Consider the following 16,966-nt stretch of genomic DNA (forward strand, 5'->3'; position numbering starts at 1 on the left):
TCATCCTTAATTTTAAAGTACCATTTTTATATGTTGATGTGCTTTTAGAGCTTCATATATAAAGTTTCTGTCATCCTCATTATGAACTAAAAGTTCTAAATTCATACTTACGTATTTACCTGTTTTGCTCTCATTGGAGTGTTCAAGTTTATGTTCACGTTCAAGTATTACGTCATGTATAGCTTTTTGAATCTGCTCTTTTGAGAGAGATATAAGTTTATATTTCCAGTTTACAGGATAATCAAGTTCGAGTTTTTCTTTACTATCGTTTATAATCACCGCTTTTTCCTCCCGACTTTTCTTCAAGTTGAACATTACGTATAACCATCCCCTTATCTATCGCTTTTACCATATCGTATATTGTTAAAAGACCGATGCTAGTTCCTGTTAGTGCTTCCATCTCTACACCTGTCTGACCTGTGAGTTTTGCGGTAACCGTGAGTTTAAAGCCGGGTAGTTCAGGTAGTTCTTCTACATCACAATTGATACCGCTCAGGTTTAAAGGATGGCACATAGGTATTAAGTCACTTGTTTTTTTTGTCCCCATGATTGCCGCAATTACAGCAGTTTGTAAAACGGGTCCTTTTTTGGTTTTTTCACTTACAATAGCATCGTATGCATCTTGACTCATCTCTATTATTCCGCTAGCTACTGCAACTCTGGTAGTTTGATTTTTGTCTGATACGTCAACCATTTTTGGTCTTTGGTTTTCATCTAGGTGGGTAAGATTCATTTTATCCCTTATTTTAATTCATTATTTTATTATTATATCTATAATTAAATAACGGTATTATGAATTAATTTGAGGGCTTGCTCGTACTCTTTAGGATTATTAAGATTTAAAAAAGTTTTATCATTTTTAAAATATACAAAGTTTGTTTTGGAATTTTTTAGTAAAAAGCCCAGTTTATGATTATCCTCTTTAAGCATCTGTATAAATTCTGGATGCATACTTTTATGGTAGATGCCGCACATTGGTTGCATCCCTTTATCTGTTTTTGCTATCGTTGCATCTGCATCTGCATCTGCAGTGTCTGCATCTAGTAGTTTATTAATCACATCCGCATCTACAAAAGGCGTATCGACACTTATAGCAAAAAATCTTTCACATTGTAATTTTTCGTAAACAGCAATAAAGCCTGCCGTGGGAGCAAAAACATTATCTGTTTTTACATCCTCTATAAAATCAGCACTAAAGTTGAACTTGTCTTTTGTTTTACAAGAGATATATACGTTTTTAAAAAGTTTTGAGAGTTTGTTTAATTGAAACTCGGTGAGTGTATTGAAGTCGCCAAAAGGAAGAAGAGCTTTGTCCTCTCCCATACGGCTTGATTTGCCACCTGCAAAGATGACACATGGTATGTCAAACATTATCTAGGGTCTGTAATATAACCCGTTATAGCCGATGCTGCGGCTACTGCAGAATTTGCTAAGTAAACTTTTGAACTGCGTGAACCCATACGTCCTACAAAGTTACGGTTAGTCGTTGCAATAGCTACTTCATTGTCACCTAAAATCCCCATATATCCGCCAAGACAAGCACCACATGTAGGATTTGAAACTACACCGCCTGCATCTACGATAATATCGATATATCCACGTTTTGTAGCTTCGCGTAAAATCTTTTGAGTCCCCGGTGTAACGATAAGTCTAACGTCTTCATGAACTTTTTTACCCTCTAGTATCTCAGATGCCACTTTTAAATCTTCTAAACGGCCGTTTGTACAAGAACCGATAAATGCCTGATCGACTTTGATTTTGTCCTCTACCGCTTTATTAACAGGATGACCGTTTGATGGCAAGAACGGATATGCTATAACAGGATCAAGGTTAGCTACGTCTATCTCTAAAATTTGAACATAGTTGGCATCATCATCAGAGTAGTGGATTTTAGGCTCACGAGCTAAATCTTTATCTGCTAAAAATGCTTTAGTTGTATCATCATAAGCAACTATACCGTTTTTTGCACCCGCTTCGATAGCCATGTTACACATAGCAAATCTGTCATCCATGCTTAAGTGCTCAATCGTACTACCTACAAACTCTAAAGTTCTATAAAGTGCACCATCAACACCGATCATACGGATAACTTCCAAAATTATATCTTTCCCCGTAGTATATTTGCCAGGTTTACCGCTTAATACTACTTTGATTGATTCAGGAACTTTGAACCAGTTTCCGCCTGTTATCATAGCAAAAGCCAAATCGGTTGAACCCATGCCCGTAGAGAATGCTCCAAGTGCACCGTGAGTACAAGTGTGTGAATCTGCACCGATAATAACGTCACCCGGAACTACAAGACCTTTTTCAGGTAAAAGAGCGTGTTCGATTCCCATGTCTTTTTCATCAAAAAAGTTTTTTAGTTTATGCTTTTTAGCAAAGTCACGGCTGATTCTTGCTTGGTTTGCAGAAGCTATATCTTTTGCAGGGATAAAGTGGTCAAGTACGATTGAAAAACCATCAGGGTTTGCAAGTTTTGTTGCACCGTTATCCTCAAATGCTTTAATAGATATAGGTGTTGTAATATCGTTTCCGATAACCATGTCGATCGGTGAACGTACTATTTCACCTGCAAAAACAGCTTTGCCTACATGCTCGGAAAATATTTTTTCAGTTATAGTTTGACCCATAGTCATTTCCTTAATTTTACTTCGTAAAATGAAGGGAACCTCCTCCATTTTTTAGCACGGGAAAGGAAATAATTCCTTTTCCTACGTTAACACTAGGTTCTCTTCGGCAGAGAGCCCAACGCACAAGTGCGTTTTTTAAAGTTTTATAAAAAGTTTGTGGAATTATACCATTTCATACTTAAGAGCTTTTTTTGTAAACTCACTTGAACAAAAAAAGATAGCTACAAAAATAGGGTTTATTGATACAAAATCATCTTCAAGTTTGTCGAAAATTTTAAAATTAAATCCGTCTCCGTCATTTGCAGAAACGGTAAATTCCAGAGGTGCAAGTGTTTTTACCATATTTAATATCTTTTTGCTTTTTTTAGAGTTATCTTCTTCTAAAATATTGAAGTTATAACCCTCATTGCTTTTATGGGAACGTATTATTTCTTCTAAAACGTCAAACTTATCTTTGAAAACAACTTTGTTCCATTCAATTTTTGCCTCTTTTGAGATAACTTTTTTTTCTGCAAGTATTAGTGCATTTGGTCTATTTTGCTTAATAGCTTCGATTAAATTAAGTAAAAAATTTACACCGCCTACATTTTGAGAGGCTTTTTTCATAAAAAGATGAATAAAAGCTTTCGTATCTTCGTCATGTTTGTTAAAATTACACATTATGTTTCCTAAGTTTGTAAAAATATTATAAATATCGTATTTATAAGGCATTTTACAAGTATTAGGCATAAAGCTTTATAAAAGTAAGTTTAAACGATTTGGCAAATCAGTTTGGTTTAAGCATATCATAATGACAAAAGCATTATCATATCAAAATCAAAAAAGGACAAAAATAGTCTGAATTAAAAAAATAAGGTAAAAAATGCAAGTTTATTTAGACAATAATGCTACTACTATGTGTGATCCATTAGTAGTAGATGCTATGTTGCCGTTTTTTAGTGAGTTATACGGAAATCCAAACTCGCTCCATAAATTTGGTACGGCTACACACCCAGCGATTAAAAAAGCTATAGATCAGGTTTATACGGCATTAAATGCAGGTGATAATGATGATATTATTTTCACTTCATGTGCGACGGAATCTAACAACTGGGTTTTAAAATCCGTATATCACGATTTAATTCAACACGGTGAAAAAAACCATATAATTACAACCGAAGTTGAGCACCCTTCAGTTTTAGCTACCTGTAGAGCTTTAGAAGATGATGGCGTAAAAGTTACTTACCTTCCGGTAAATGAAGACGGTGTAGTTGAAGCACATACTGTTAAGAGTTTTATTACCGAGCGTACGGCATTGGTATCTGTAATGTGGGCATCAAATGAAACTGGTTCAATCTTCCCTATTAAAGAGATAAGTGAAGTTTGCCAAGAAAAAGGTGTATTGTTTCACTCGGATGCAGTTCAGGCAATAGGTAAAATACCAGTTGATTTGACAGATGTTAAAGTTGATTTTGTATCTATGAGTGCTCATAAGTTTCATGGACCAAAAGGTGTCGGAGCTTTATATATTAGAAATTCACGCAAATTAAGTCCGCTTTTAAACGGCGGTGAACATATGGGCGGACGCCGCTCAGGTACGCTAAATGTTCCTTATATCGTAGGTATGGGTAAGGCAATTGAGCTTGCTACAACAAATATAGAAGAAAAGATGGCTTCAATCAGAGCAAAAAGAGATAGACTAGAAGATGCTATTTTAGAGTTAGATGATACATTTGTAGTGGGTAAACGTGAAAACCGTACGCCAAATACAATCTTAATATCTATTAGAGGTGTTGAGGGTGAAGGTATGCTTTGGGACTTAAATAACGGTCAAATCGGAGCTTCAACGGGTTCTGCTTGTGCATCTGAAGATTTAGAAGCAAATACTGTAATGTTGGCTATCGGAGCTGACAACGAACTAGCTCACACGGGTATCAGGCTTTCACTTTCTCGTTTTACGACTGATGAAGAAATAGATTACACTATAGACCATTTCAAAAAAGCGGTTTTAAGACTTCGTGGAATTTCCAGCTCGTTTGCAAAACAAAAGCCGACAGCAGGTGGAGAAGTTAAAGAGTGCGAGTTGCATCACCACTAAAATAAATAAAGAATTAAAGGAAAAAAAATGGCAAAAGCAGATTTATTCGGTGACTCACTTTGGGATGCATATTCTAACAAAGTAACGACACTGATGAATAATCCCCAGCATCAGGGTGAAATTTTTCAAGAAGATGTAGATAAACGTGGCAACAAACTTATTGTTGCAGATTTCGGTGCGGAGAGTTGTGGAGATGCAGTAAGACTTTACTGGGAAGTTGATCCAAAAACAGATACGATTATAGATTCTAAATTTAAATCTTTCGGCTGTGGTACGGCTATCGCTTCAAGTGACGTTATGACTCAGCTTTGTATAGGCAAAACTGTTCAAGAAGCCGTTAAAATTACAAATATCGACGTTGAGATGGCTCTACGTGACGATCCGGATACTCCGGCAGTTCCGCCTCAAAAGATGCACTGTTCGGTAATGGCATATGATGTTATTAAAAAAGCTGCAGGTATGTACCTAGGTGTAGATAGCGAGAGTTTTGAAGAGGAAATCATTGTTTGTGAATGTGCAAGGGTTTCACTTAAAACGGTTCAAGAAGTTATCCGTTTAAATGACTTAACTACGGTTGAGCAGATAACCGACTATACAAAAGCGGGCGGTTTTTGTAAAAGCTGTATTAAACCAGGTGGACATGAAGCAAGAGAGTACTATCTTGTAGATATTTTAGCAGACGTAAGGCGTGAAATGGATGAAGAAAAAATGAAAGCAGCTGCCGATGCAGGTGCTAAGGGTGATTTTGAAACAATGACTTTGGTGCAACAGATTAAAGCCATAGATGCAGTTATAGATGAATCTGTTCGTCAGTACCTTGTAATGGACGGCGGAAATATGGAAGTAATCGATATCAAAACAAATGATGAAAATATCGATGTATATATTCGTTATCTTGGTGCTTGTAACGGTTGTGCAAGTTCGACTACGGGTACATTGTATGCGATAGAATCAACTCTAAAAGAAAAACTAAGTAAAAAAGTAAGAGTACTTCCAATTTAATCATGATTGATTATATAGACCTTGGTGCAACACTGTTTGTACCAAGTACTCATAAAAATCTCCCCCAAATTTTAAAACGCGAAAAATACCCAAATTTAAAAAGTATAGTTATAGATGCAGAAGATGGCATCAATGATGATGAGCTTGAAGATGCAAAGAATATTATAAATAATATACTAAAAAACTACCAAAAAACAAATCTTTTAGTTTTTATCCGTCCAAGAGATACAAAAGACTTAAAAGAGTTTTTAACATACACAAATATAGATAAAATAGATGGTTTTATCCTTCCAAAATTTTCATTAGATAATGCAGACGCTTATTTAGAACTTCTAAGTAAGAGTAAACACTCATTTATGCCTTCTATTGAAGGAAGTGAGTTATTTGATACGGATGCACTAAAAGAATTGAGAGAGAAGATATCAAACTATAAAGAGCGTGTAATACTTGTACGTTTTGGTTTGGAAGATATGTTAAGACAATTAAGTATGAAAAGATCTTGTGAGTACAGCATCTTTGATTATACCGTATGTGCATCCGTATTAGGAAATTTTTTAGCGGTTTTTAAAAGCTCGGGTTTTGCAGTAAGTGGCGGAGTTTATCCGTGTTTTGAAAATAAAAAGAGCTTTATAAAAGATGTAAAAAGAGATTTAAAAGAGGGGCTTTTTTCTAAAACAATAATCCATCCCTCACAAATCAATTTAGTTCATGATATTTATAAAGTATCTGAGTTAGAACTACAAGATGCAAAAAAGATATTGGATGAACACAGAGCAGTTATAAATTTGGATGGAAAAATGGGTGAAGTAAAAACCATGAGCCCTTATTCAAAAGAGATTATAAAAAGGGCTGAGGTTTTCGGGGTTAAATAATTAAATTATTCTCTACCTACCGTTTCTTCATAATAAACGACACTAAGGTTTGTTCCGTCTATTTTTGCTATACCTTGGTAAAGATTGTTCCCATCTAAAGTTTCATAAAAAACATGTCCATAATATACATTATCGACTACATACTCATCAAAATTGTATAATTCAGTATAGTTTCTAGCTTCAAGAGGGAAAACAAAATTAAGTTTATTAAATGATAGATTGCCATTTTCTGCTACACTCACTTTAAACATCTCATCATTATATGTGCCGTTGTCTTGCAGTTCAGCTTTTAAATATGTCTCATTATTCATATTAAAAAACTCTAAACCTGCATGGTTAGAACTTAAAGAGCCAACTTCAGAAATATTTGTTTCACTGATGCTGTATATAGTAAAATCGTCATTATAATATACAGTGCCGTTTATATTTTTAAATGAATTAGAGCCTATACTTATATTATTTGTATTTGGAACATCTGTAACGGTATCGCCATTGCTAATAGAAATACCGTAAGAACCTGCTTGATTACCTGTTTTGTAGATAACTTTATTTTCATCAAATTTTGTAATGCTGTTAAAGCTGTTGTAAGATGTTACTAAGTTGGTTCCATTCTCAGTTCCGTCACTTACCCAAAGTTCATTTGAATATTGAAAAAATAGTTTATTTCCAAGCATAAGAGCATCCAAAATCCACATTTCGGTTCCCTGTTGTGTAACTTCTTTAATTATTTGTGTCCCTTCGCTTGTTCCGTCTGTTATCCATAAGGCATTGTTTGTCGGACCGTCTTGAATACTAAAATATACTTTTGTTTTATCTTCGATTTGAAAAAATCTATAAGGGTGAGAATTTCCATCAGGATTAATATTTTTAAGTAGTTTCGTACCATCCACAGTACCGTCACTAACCCATAACTCATAGTCGTTATCTACACCGGTTAAGCTATCAGCTTTAAAAATTACTTTTGAACCGACTTGAGTCATATTGGATATATAGTCCAGAGTAGTAAGCTTAGATGTCCCTTCTTGAGTTCCGTCACTTATCCATAAGCTTTTACCAAGTTCTGTTTTAGAACCAACATTGCCGACAGAGCCTAAAAGGAAGATTGTATCTTCGACTAATAAAAGTTCATTAGGTGTAAAAACTGTATCATCAGTCGTTTCAAAATTAATCATTGTCGTATTAATACCATCGGTTGATACTAAATACGTGGCTTCCGTTTGTGCATCTTCAACAAGCATAAAGTGTTGGTTAGCGGTCTTTATTTGATCAGAAGGATCGGAAACCATACAATAATCTTCTAAAAATCTAGTTTGGGAAGTTTTTGTTAAAAGATAGATTTCATTACAATTGTCAGTATTTCTTACAGATATAAAAGCCGGATTTACTGGAGGTTCAGGTGGTGTGATATCTAAAGTTGCCAAAGAATCTCGCATATGCTGTTCAGCTTGGTCCTCATCTACTAAAGAGTTTATACCATCTAGCAATCTTGGAACTATACGATCAAACCTTAAGCTTGTAAAATCTAAACTGTCTCCTAAAGATTCGATATGTACAGGGTTGGGAGTAATACCGTTAGATAGGTCACCGTCATCATCTATCGTTTGGAGAAGTTGAGCAAGGTTTAGTGCCGCATCGTGATTATTTTCAAATAGGGTATAAGGTGTTATAACATCACCGCTATTTATTTCAACGCTAACACCTAAAGGGATGTTGCCGAGCTTGAATGAAACACTGTCGTTTATGTCACATGTAAATTTACCGTCTTGATCTGTAATACCGAGTGTACCGGATGGAGAACATTCATAATTTAAACCGGATACAGCCGCATCAATGAAATGCCCAGAAACGCTTGTAGAGTTTTCTGTGGGTATGTATGAATTTGAGCTACTTCCACCTCCACAAGCTACAAATACAAACGAAGCTAAAGCCAATCCTAATAATCTACATATTTTAATATACATGCTAAACCCTTTTTTAGTTAAGTACGCTAATTTTAACAAAATTAAATATTATTTTTACTTAAAAATCGGTTTGTGTATTTATAGTATCTCCGTAACACGACCCTGTACTATATATATGTCTTTTTTCTTTAACTCTTCCAACGTTTCCATATTCATAGCACCGGTAGCAATTAATGAGATTCCTACAGAATCGGTAATAAGTCTTAAAGCCGATAAACTTTGCTCACTTTGGTTTAAATAATAATCTACCTCACCTTTTATATAAGCAGGACGCAGGTCTTGTAAATATTTATAGTCGTGGCTTTCACCGATAAATTCAAATACGGCCATTTCAAAACCGTATTTTTCAAACAGCTCTTTATACTGTGCAATAGTTTCCGACTCTTGAGATATAAGTTTATCAGGCATTTCAAATATCAGTTTAAAAGGTAGTTTGGATGCATGAGATTCAAACAGTTTTAGCATATGAAGATAAGTTTCTTTTGAATCTAAATAGTCATATGGAAGTCTAAGTGAACAAGTTGAATCTTTTAGTCTCATATCAGGCTGTATAAATATCATTTCAAGTATTTTATTATAAATATCATGACCGTATCCGGCTTGATTTGCAGGCGCCATAAACTGACCAAAAGAGTAGGTCTGAGAATCAACACTCATAGATATACTAAGGGCATTATGGACATCTTTTTTTGTTCTTGTATCAACTGCTTTGTAGGACAAAAATTCAAATCCGTTTCTCTCAATTGCTTTATTTATAATTTCACGCCATGCATCCCTACCCATAACCTCTGTAGCACTCTGTGCATGGTCAAGATGAATTTTACTGTCGCTAAATTTGGCTTGTGCCAATGCATTATCGGATAAAGATAAGAGTTTAGCTATATTTTGTGTATAGTTGTATTCATATAGACCTATAGAGACAAACGTTACATCGGTTTCAAGACCTTTTTTTTCTATAGCTTCATTTATAGAGTCTCTTATAGCTTGAGCTAAATCCGTAGCTTCTTCATCATTGCAATCAGGTAGTAAAATAGAAAATTCCGTACCGTTCATACGTGCAACTATCGAATTAAAATAATTGCCGGCAAAAGAATTAAATATTTCGGCAATTTCGCAAAAAAGTCCGTCCACATCCCTGTGACCGATTTTTTCATTGGCTTCAATTACACCGGAGACTGCTACCATCATAAGTATGCCGCCCTTTGAAGAAGCATCTATTTTTAAATATGAAGGTAACTTGTCAATAAGATATTTTCTGTTTTTAAGTTTTGTATCGGGGTCTATATACTCCAATTCTTTTTGGCGTTTTAGCTCCTCATTACCTTTGTCAAACATCACTTTGACTTTTTGAACCATGGTATTCATTCCGACCACTACGTCTTTAAACTCTTTTGTATTTGGTATGTTTGTCTGAGTAATAAACTCGTTTCTAGCTACGGCTTCGGCTTGAAGCTGAACTTGTTTTAGAGGTTTTAAAACGGCATGAATAAGCAGATACAATACGACTAAAGCAATTATAGTAAGAATAGAAAAAGATATTATAAGATTTTTGAGTATAGAGTATAGTTGTGAATATGCATAAGATATATCGCTTTGAACATTTAAAATCCCTATCGGGCTCCAGCCGGCAGATACATTGGCACTAGCAATTGGTGCTTTTATATTTACAAGATTTATGAACCAGTCGGGTGCATTGATATTTTGAATATCGGCTTTTCTGCTATATACGGTCTTACCATCTATATCCTCTAAAGAGATAAACTGATAGTTACCGCTGTCGAAGTTTGCATTTATCATAGTTGACATCATAGTGATGTCGCCGTTTGCACTGCCAAGAGACAAGCTTAAAGAGCTAGCGGTGTTTTTTGCATCTTCAAACAATCTCTTTTGTACACCGTCGTTTGCACTTTGAAAATTTAGGATTAAAACGGTTGATAAAATGATAATTAAAAATATTGAGAGCATTATTGCTATTTGTTTGAAGAGTGTCATAAGTCAAAGCCTCTTGGTTTTTTAATGTATTGTGCTCATTTTATCAATATATTGCTTAATAGTGTTTGATAATGTTTATTTATTAAATACCGCAACACCGTTTATTTCAACATTTTCATCTACACACATAGTAAATCCAAGTAAACAAGGCATCTCTATACCGTAATCTTCAACGTTAATTTTTGACTTCGCATCTATACTCAAAATCATATCGTCTTGTGTTATCGTAGCGTTAAAGTCAAGTGCTTTTTTAACCCCGTGCAGGTCAAGTTCACCTTTTAAAATATATACGCTTGGAGCTTTTGTATCTTCAACGCTTTGTATAGTGTATATACTTTTTGTAAATTTTTCAACTTCTAAAGTTTCAAGCATATTTTCATCTCTATCGGCATTTTGGCTTTTAAACAGAGCCATCTCCACGGATATAGTACCTTTTAGTGTAGTTATATCATCTCCATCAATAGAAAGATTTGTTAGTAGATTGTCGTTTTTAGGATCAATCTTGCTATCACCCAATACACTTGTTAGTCCCATAACAGAACCGCTTTGTAGTTTAAGTTCACCTGCAAACAGAGATAGAACCAAAATTATAGATAAAACTAAGAACTTCATGATACTTCCTTTAAATAAGATTTTATTATTATAGCACTAATGCAGTAACTTTGATAACGCCAGTGCTAAACCTGTTCCTGATGCCGCCCACCCTACAAACACCATCACAAAAGATAGGTCTTTTAGACTTGTAAGTTTTGTAAGAGAGGTAAATACTATTACATTATAGTAAGAGATTACAAAAGGGTAAATAATAGCCAAAGCAAAAGGTAGCTCAAGATAAGAGAGCACATAGCTGAGAACAAAAAGAACAAATATAAAAAAGTGTTGTTGTTTTTGTTTTGCTTTTATGAAATACGCACTTATCAAACCAAGTAGATGAAAAAAGATAATCGTATATGTATAATTATCCCAAATATTTATTCCTTCATGTCTTGAGAGGGTTTCAAATAGATTAGAATCTAGAAATATCCATAGTACAAAAGGGATAAAAGTTATAATATTATAATCCGTGCGTTCTATCTTTTGTACTTTAAAATCTTTAAGAGTTAGAGCCGAAAGAAAAACTATAGCTGAGAAAAAAATAGCCATATAAATCCTATCCGATGCTACGGAAGTGAAATTATAAGTTCCTACAGTATATGCAATTGCCAGTGCAAAAAAAAGGGAGCGTTGTTGATGTTGTTTAAATAGATATATCCCAAGCGGTGCCATCATGCCTATAGCAAGACCTAGTATAAATAATCCTAAGGGACTATAAGAAGGGTATAAAAACGACATGAAAAGTTGAATACTTAATGCCAAAATTATTTTATGTATCGGATTATTAAGTTTTCCCCAGTTAAACCCTGCTAAGATTGTACCGCTGACTCCGCCTATAAAAAGCGGAGAGAGAACCAATATATCTGAGTTAAAATGTTCAGCTATACCGGTTTGTACAATCAGAAGATAAAAACTTAGCTCAAAGCCAAGAAGCAGTGTAAGGGCTAAAGAGTTTATCATCTATTTCTTATCCATAAAAGATATATAAGTGCATAGGAGATATCGTAAAATCCAACCAGCAAAGCGAGTGCATCCAAGCTAGAAACATAAAATAGAGAGAAAAACATTGTCCCCGTGATTACACGTGCATACGAGGTCATCTCAGCCAAAAAGTGTGAATGTTTTGAGATTCCTATCAGATGCAATAAACCTACAAAACCCATAAATCCAAATACCAAGTAATAATGCGGCGAAAAGTTAAATCCTAAAAAGTCAAAAAGCTGCGGTGCAAAAAGTATAAGTATAATCGCACCAAGACCATCGGATGCAAAACCGTTGAGGTGATAAAGTTCTAAAAGAGAAGGTTTTTTGATGCAAAGTGCTTTGTATATATAGTATAAAATAACTCCAAGTGCCAAAAGCCCGCCAAGTAATCTCAGCCACCAAAATATCTCTATATTTGCGTCTAAAAATCCGGCTTGTACAAAACCTGAAATAGTAAGAGGAAAAAAGATTAAAGCTATAACGTAACTCCAAGCGTGTATAAGTTTTTTAGGCAGTTTATAAAAATAACTAAGGATGCTAAGAGACATAAAAAATATTCCAAGCCCTATAGCTACGTGAGCGTGAGCTACTACTAAATCGTTTCTGTGAAACGGCCATCTGATTTCCGGAATAAAAAGGATGTTCCCTTGAATCATTACAAATAAAAATGCCCATATAGATATGATGAGGTAGGGGTGTGACTTTAAACTAAGTTTTGCATCTTTATACCAAATGTAAAGAACAGGTGCGTAAAAAAATGTCAGCCACTGAAAAAACCACTCTTGGCTGTAAGAAAGCTCTCCGATAAAGATGCGATGAGATACAGAAGCTATATATCCTACAAGAGGTATAATCCAAAGTATATTCAGTCTTGGTTTTATCTCTTCTTTTGCATAAAGTTTTATCATAAGATAAAAAAGCGGAATAAGCGTAAAACTCATCCCTAAAGTGTTATCACCGTGTGGACCTGTTATAGTAGATTCAACCTGACCTATTACCGGATTCATTAAAATAATCAGTGCAATCGGTGCAGAGAAAAGTACCGTTTTAGATACTTTTACCCAAACAGGCTGGACTTTATATTGTTTTATAGTTTTAAAAATCGCAATTATGTAAAAAATACCGCTAGATGCAAGTATAAAGTTAAGTTCATACGCAAAATCATAAAAAGCAAGTCCACGTTGAGCACCTAAAAGTATAGAGATCCCAGCCATAAATAAAAACAGATGCCATAGAAAGAAGTAGTTTTTTAAATACTTTGCAGCATCGCTCAGATTTAAGTTATCTTTTGCAAAAAGTGCAAAAGGCAAGAGAGACAGAGCAAGCATTATCGGACCATACAGCATAAGTGTAATATGCAGACTTCTTGTCGTAACAGGGTTTAGAAGTGTATTTGAAAAAAGTGAAAATCCAAGAAGTTGTGCAGCATATATAGCACCGACTAAAATAGATATAAAAAATATCCAAGTCCAAGTCGGCAGTGTTTTTTGTATAAGTGTGTTAAAGTTTTCCATCAATCATCTTTATGGTTCTTGTTGCATAATTTTTTATAGCCAAGTCGTGAGAGGCTACTACAACGGTGGTACCTGCATCTGAAGCCGTTTTTAATAGCTCATATACCAGTGTTGAATTTTTAGAATCCAAACTACCTGTCGGCTCATCTGCAAATATAATTTTAGGTTTGTTTATAAGTGATCGGGCGAGTGCTACGCGTTGGCGTTGACCGCCTGATATCTCATTTGGATATCTTTTTGCCAAATCAAGTATTCCTAACTTTTCTAAAAGTTCATTTATATCTTTTTTATGCTTCTCTTTTGCAGCCAAAGCTATATTTTCATAAACGTTTAAATAGTTTATTAAAAAGTGAAATTGAAAAACAAAACCGACATTTTCCTGTCTGAAATTATCTATATTTTTGATTTCCTTTACATTTACTTTATCTATTAAAAGCTCCCCTTTACTGGGTTTTAAAAGGGTTGAGAGGATTGATAAAAGTGTAGATTTTCCACTCCCGCTCTCACCTGATAAAAATAAAAATTCTCCCGCAGATATATTTAGAGAAATATTATGCAGCACTTGTTCACCCTCGACATAGAAGTGGGATATATTTTTTAACTCTATCATGCACATCCTTGGTTTATCAGGATAATCGGGTCTGTTTTTGAGGCTATATAAGCAGGGAGAATTGAGCCTACTATAGCCATTGAGATTGTAGATACAAATACATAAAATGCAGTCTGCTTATCTATAGAACCGTTAACGTAGCCTTGAAGCATCTCTATATGTGGAATCAACTCTAAAACGGATATGCTCAAAATTAGGGCAAAACTATATGCAGCTATGCTCATAATTACACTCTCAAAAAAAAGATTTTTAATAATAAAAAATCTGCTTTTTCCAAGTGCACGCATAATTCCAAATTCCTCTTTACGTGAGTTTACAATCATACTCATAACAGATGCGATACCCATAAGACCCATAATGTAAGCGAGTGATGAGATAACCAAAGATGAGTTTTCTATAATCTTAAACTGATTATATTCATCAACAAAACTCTGTGTTGTTTTAACATCTATATCTTCACTCATTTTTGAAATTTGAGTTTTTAAGCTCTCTGTCTTATTTGGATTTTTTGAAGATACGAGTATAAAAGAGGCCGAACGGTTAAAAAGCTTCCCTGCATCTTCTATATTCATAACTACGCCGCCCTCTTCAAACCCTATCTCACTTGAAAATTTACCCGAAATTTTGAAATGTTTATTTGCTATTTTGACGTCTTTGGTAAAAATCTGTTTGGCAATATTTTGACCTAAAATAACCTCGCCGTGTTTTGGATAATTACCTTCGTCAAGTTTGTAATGTTTTAGATGATTTTTGCTTACACCGTATATACCGGCTATGGGGAGTTTTCCAACCGGAGAAGCCCCTACTATGACGGCGTAACTCGATTTTGCAGCATCCAAAGCATCTATTTTTTTCCGCAGATTTATATCTACATTGGAAAAAAACGTATCGGCTATACCTTTTTGGGTTATGATGATATCTCCATCGGTCTTTATCATATTTGAGTACATTGCGATAACGCCCTGAGAGATTGAAGAGATTAAAAAAATAGCACTTACGGCTATAGTTATCGATAAAAAAATCAAGAGACTTTTAAACTTGTTTTTGCTTAAAGCTCTTAATGCTATCAATCAAATACCTTTTTTAATTCTTCTTGAGTTGATATATATGAGATACTTTTTACTTTTTTATCTTCAAATCTTACAACACTTATTTTTTCATCTTTTTTTGGAACTGCATTTTGAAATTTTTCATTATAATGTAAATAGATAAGATGCTTGTATTTTCTAAGTTTAGGAAGTGCAAACATATTTGTAACCACTGTAGGCATCTTGTTTATATCTGCAATAAATATAGCTTTTTTCTTTTGCAGAAAATATTTGTTTTTTGTTGCAAGATACTCGTTAACAAGTGCTCCCGTGTCTTTATCAAAGGCGATAAGCAGAGTTTTTGTATTTAGCGGTATTTTCATTTTACGTGACTTTGGCGTTTCATACTCAAAGTTGTTCAGCATCTGGATATCCGAGCCTATCTTTAGGTTTTGTGCATATATAGATGCAAAAGTAATTACTAGAAGTAAAAATATCTTTTTCATTATTTATCTCCCGCGTTTAGTTCAGATGCGACACTCTCTACCCAAGCATCTATAGAGTCTTTTAAATCATCTATACTCAGATAATCACCGTTTAACGATATAGCTACGTTTTTTACCAAATTTAATGATTTTACAACTGTTTTGTTATTGTTTAGTAAACGGTACTCACCGACTAGACGGACAGATTCATCAAGGTATGCATTAAGAGATACTACCGTAATACCCAAAGCCAAGGGCGAGAGTTGATTCCATTCTTTGTCGTCAAAATGAACTTCCGATGCAGACAGTGCACTTTGCATAACTAAGCTGTCTTTTGTTTTTGTATCGGTATTTTTAAATTTTAGCGCCTCTTTTAATCTTGCCGTAGCATATTTTGATATCTCGGCATACAGTTTTTTTTGCACGTCTGTTTGTTCGTTTATATCTATAGAAGGTATTACCGTAACATCTTCAATATAGATATTTTTTCTTAGCTCCTTTGCATCGCTTACAAGGACATTACTTGTTTTTAAGTCATCATAACTTTTAAAAAAGCCCGAGTTTTGAGGTGCTTGCATCTTTGAAGCACAACCGCTTAGCATAGTCAATGTTATCAAAGTTGATATTAAGAGAGTTTGTTTCATTAGATTTTCCTTTTCTTGATGTTTATTTGAAGTTCATCCCATTTTTTGTGAGATTTATTTTGTTTGAGTTTTTTGCCTGTACCGCTTTTTGAAGCTTTATATAAAGAATCCCCGTTAAAGTTGTAAATAGGAATCAAATCTTTTCTTTTTGAAGCAGGAAATATACGGCGATTGTAATTATCAAGAACCAAGGGCTCACTTTTTGGTGTTTTAAAGTATGTTAGAACCATATGCGGTGCTTTGAACTTTGTAGAACGGACATAAGTAAAAAAAAGTTTTTTGGTATCGACTCCAAGATATTTTAATGCAAAATATTTTGCTATAACGTAGTCTTCGCAATCACCTTTGTCCTTACCCAAAAATTCATATGGAGTAGCCCAATAATCCTTTTTTTTATAAACTTTTATATCGGAGGAGTATTTAACACCGTTATAAAACTCGTTTACGGTTTTGAGTTTCTCCATGTCGGAGGAATCGGCTACGCTGTCCAAAGTTTTTTGCTGATAAAAGAATCTTTTTTTTGCAAACATTTTATACTTTTTTCCAATTCTATCAAGAGTTGGCTTATCTACA

At 34.4% G+C, this 16,966-nt stretch carries 18 protein-coding genes; 3 read left to right on the forward strand and 15 right to left on the reverse strand.

Annotated features, from left to right (window positions below; genetic code table 11):
- Positions 1-12: 12 nt before the first annotated feature.
- From FJR48_RS00405 to FJR48_RS00425, 5 genes are all read right to left on the reverse strand, one after another.
- Positions 13-279 carry an HP0495 family protein gene (locus FJR48_RS00405; protein WP_347402073.1) on the reverse strand — a complete coding sequence of 89 codons (267 nt, stop codon included), beginning with the start codon at positions 277-279 and terminating at the stop codon, positions 13-15.
- Positions 263-733, reverse strand: a complete 471-nt coding sequence (gene moaC / locus FJR48_RS00410; protein WP_152306208.1) for a cyclic pyranopterin monophosphate synthase MoaC — start codon at positions 731-733, stop codon at positions 263-265. The genes FJR48_RS00405 and moaC overlap by 17 nt, the downstream gene beginning before the upstream one ends.
- 44 nt (positions 734-777) lie before the next feature.
- Positions 778-1,371, reverse strand: coding sequence for a molybdenum cofactor guanylyltransferase MobA (gene mobA, locus FJR48_RS00415; RefSeq protein ID WP_152306209.1), 594 nt, complete (start codon positions 1,369-1,371; stop codon positions 778-780).
- The gene (locus FJR48_RS00420; protein WP_152306210.1) at positions 1,371-2,630 is read right to left on the reverse strand and encodes a 3-isopropylmalate dehydratase large subunit; all 1,260 of its coding nucleotides are present in this window, start codon (positions 2,628-2,630) and stop codon (positions 1,371-1,373) included. Before FJR48_RS00420 ends, mobA begins: the two co-directional genes overlap by 1 nt.
- Before the next feature lie 162 nt (positions 2,631-2,792).
- Positions 2,793-3,290: a hypothetical protein gene (locus FJR48_RS00425; protein ID WP_152306211.1), complete on the reverse strand. Its 498-nt coding sequence runs from the start codon at positions 3,288-3,290 to the stop codon at positions 2,793-2,795.
- Between the two features lie 202 nt (positions 3,291-3,492).
- On the opposite strand from FJR48_RS00425, the gene FJR48_RS00430 reads away from it, so the two are divergent.
- From FJR48_RS00430 to FJR48_RS00440, 3 genes are read left to right on the forward strand one after another with little or no spacing between them, the layout of a single operon-like run.
- Complete coding sequence (locus FJR48_RS00430) at positions 3,493-4,707, forward strand: NifS family cysteine desulfurase (RefSeq protein WP_152306212.1); 1,215 nt, start codon at positions 3,493-3,495, stop codon at positions 4,705-4,707.
- A 27-nt stretch (positions 4,708-4,734) separates the two neighbouring features.
- Positions 4,735-5,709, forward strand: a complete 975-nt coding sequence (locus tag FJR48_RS00435) for an iron-sulfur cluster assembly scaffold protein (protein WP_152306213.1) — start codon at positions 4,735-4,737, stop codon at positions 5,707-5,709.
- Between the two features lie 2 nt (positions 5,710-5,711).
- A complete protein-coding gene (locus tag FJR48_RS00440; RefSeq protein WP_152306214.1) occupies positions 5,712-6,581 on the forward strand; it encodes an HpcH/HpaI aldolase/citrate lyase family protein in 870 nt (289 codons plus the stop codon).
- Between the two features lie 5 nt (positions 6,582-6,586).
- Here FJR48_RS00440 and FJR48_RS00445 read toward each other — a convergent pair whose 3' ends face one another.
- The 10 genes from FJR48_RS00445 to FJR48_RS00485 all read right to left on the reverse strand — a co-directional run bounded on the left by FJR48_RS00445 (position 6,587) and on the right by FJR48_RS00485 (position 16,923).
- Entirely contained in the window at positions 6,587-8,542 is a 1,956-nt protein-coding gene (locus tag FJR48_RS00445; RefSeq protein ID WP_152306215.1) for a hypothetical protein, read from the reverse strand.
- Between the two features lie 78 nt (positions 8,543-8,620).
- On the reverse strand, positions 8,621-10,534 hold the full coding sequence (locus tag FJR48_RS00450) for a LapD/MoxY N-terminal periplasmic domain-containing protein (RefSeq protein WP_152306216.1): 1,914 nt from the start codon (positions 10,532-10,534) through the stop codon (positions 8,621-8,623).
- Between the two features lie 75 nt (positions 10,535-10,609).
- The gene (locus FJR48_RS00455; RefSeq protein WP_152306217.1) at positions 10,610-11,146 is read right to left on the reverse strand and encodes a YceI family protein; all 537 of its coding nucleotides are present in this window, start codon (positions 11,144-11,146) and stop codon (positions 10,610-10,612) included.
- 36 nt (positions 11,147-11,182) lie between these two features.
- Positions 11,183-12,088 carry a hypothetical protein gene (locus FJR48_RS00460; RefSeq protein WP_152306218.1) on the reverse strand — a complete coding sequence of 302 codons (906 nt, stop codon included), beginning with the start codon at positions 12,086-12,088 and terminating at the stop codon, positions 11,183-11,185.
- Entirely contained in the window at positions 12,085-13,626 is a 1,542-nt protein-coding gene (locus FJR48_RS00465) for a hypothetical protein (RefSeq protein ID WP_152306219.1), read from the reverse strand. The genes FJR48_RS00460 and FJR48_RS00465 overlap by 4 nt, the downstream gene beginning before the upstream one ends.
- Complete coding sequence (locus tag FJR48_RS00470) at positions 13,613-14,236, reverse strand: ABC transporter ATP-binding protein (RefSeq protein WP_152306220.1); 624 nt, start codon at positions 14,234-14,236, stop codon at positions 13,613-13,615. The genes FJR48_RS00465 and FJR48_RS00470 overlap by 14 nt, the downstream gene beginning before the upstream one ends.
- Positions 14,233-15,306, reverse strand: a complete 1,074-nt coding sequence (locus FJR48_RS00475) for an ABC transporter permease (protein ID WP_241856076.1) — start codon at positions 15,304-15,306, stop codon at positions 14,233-14,235. The genes FJR48_RS00470 and FJR48_RS00475 overlap by 4 nt, the downstream gene beginning before the upstream one ends.
- Positions 15,303-15,770, reverse strand: a complete 468-nt coding sequence (locus FJR48_RS12130) for a hypothetical protein (protein ID WP_188108650.1) — start codon at positions 15,768-15,770, stop codon at positions 15,303-15,305. The genes FJR48_RS00475 and FJR48_RS12130 overlap by 4 nt, the downstream gene beginning before the upstream one ends.
- Entirely contained in the window at positions 15,770-16,393 is a 624-nt protein-coding gene (locus FJR48_RS00480) for a DUF3313 family protein (protein WP_152306221.1), read from the reverse strand. The genes FJR48_RS12130 and FJR48_RS00480 overlap by 1 nt, the downstream gene beginning before the upstream one ends.
- A complete protein-coding gene (locus tag FJR48_RS00485) occupies positions 16,393-16,923 on the reverse strand; it encodes a transglutaminase-like cysteine peptidase (protein ID WP_241856077.1) in 531 nt (176 codons plus the stop codon). Before FJR48_RS00485 ends, FJR48_RS00480 begins: the two co-directional genes overlap by 1 nt.
- Between the last annotated feature and the right edge of the window lie 43 nt (positions 16,924-16,966).

It is taken from the genome of Sulfurimonas lithotrophica (genome assembly GCF_009258225.1).
Taxonomy (GTDB): Bacteria; Campylobacterota; Campylobacteria; order Campylobacterales; family Sulfurimonadaceae; genus Sulfurimonas; species Sulfurimonas lithotrophica.

What these genes read in the sequence shown, in the direction of transcription:
- FJR48_RS00430 (WP_152306212.1), top strand. Translation starts at nt 3,493, where the DNA reads ATGCAAGTTTATTTAGACAATAATGCTACTACTATGTGTGATCCATTA.
- FJR48_RS00465 (WP_152306219.1), bottom strand. Translation starts at nt 13,626, where the DNA reads ATGGAAAACTTTAACACACTTATACAAAAAACACTGCCGACTTGGACT.
- FJR48_RS00470 (WP_152306220.1), bottom strand. Translation starts at nt 14,236, where the DNA reads ATGATAGAGTTAAAAAATATATCCCACTTCTATGTCGAGGGTGAACAA.
- FJR48_RS00460 (WP_152306218.1), bottom strand. Translation starts at nt 12,088, where the DNA reads ATGATAAACTCTTTAGCCCTTACACTGCTTCTTGGCTTTGAGCTAAGT.
- FJR48_RS00435 (WP_152306213.1), top strand. Translation starts at nt 4,735, where the DNA reads ATGGCAAAAGCAGATTTATTCGGTGACTCACTTTGGGATGCATATTCT.
- FJR48_RS00480 (WP_152306221.1), bottom strand. Translation starts at nt 16,393, where the DNA reads ATGAAACAAACTCTCTTAATATCAACTTTGATAACATTGACTATGCTA.
- FJR48_RS12130 (WP_188108650.1), bottom strand. Translation starts at nt 15,770, where the DNA reads ATGAAAAAGATATTTTTACTTCTAGTAATTACTTTTGCATCTATATAT.
- FJR48_RS00445 (WP_152306215.1), bottom strand. Translation starts at nt 8,542, where the DNA reads ATGTATATTAAAATATGTAGATTATTAGGATTGGCTTTAGCTTCGTTT.
- FJR48_RS00450 (WP_152306216.1), bottom strand. Translation starts at nt 10,534, where the DNA reads ATGACACTCTTCAAACAAATAGCAATAATGCTCTCAATATTTTTAATT.
- FJR48_RS00455 (WP_152306217.1), bottom strand. Translation starts at nt 11,146, where the DNA reads ATGAAGTTCTTAGTTTTATCTATAATTTTGGTTCTATCTCTGTTTGCA.
- FJR48_RS00440 (WP_152306214.1), top strand. Translation starts at nt 5,712, where the DNA reads ATGATTGATTATATAGACCTTGGTGCAACACTGTTTGTACCAAGTACT.
- mobA (WP_152306209.1), bottom strand. Translation starts at nt 1,371, where the DNA reads ATGTTTGACATACCATGTGTCATCTTTGCAGGTGGCAAATCAAGCCGT.
- FJR48_RS00420 (WP_152306210.1), bottom strand. Translation starts at nt 2,630, where the DNA reads ATGGGTCAAACTATAACTGAAAAAATATTTTCCGAGCATGTAGGCAAA.
- FJR48_RS00425 (WP_152306211.1), bottom strand. Translation starts at nt 3,290, where the DNA reads ATGTGTAATTTTAACAAACATGACGAAGATACGAAAGCTTTTATTCAT.
- moaC (WP_152306208.1), bottom strand. Translation starts at nt 733, where the DNA reads ATGAATCTTACCCACCTAGATGAAAACCAAAGACCAAAAATGGTTGAC.
- FJR48_RS00485 (WP_241856077.1), bottom strand. Translation starts at nt 16,923, where the DNA reads ATGTTTGCAAAAAAAAGATTCTTTTATCAGCAAAAAACTTTGGACAGC.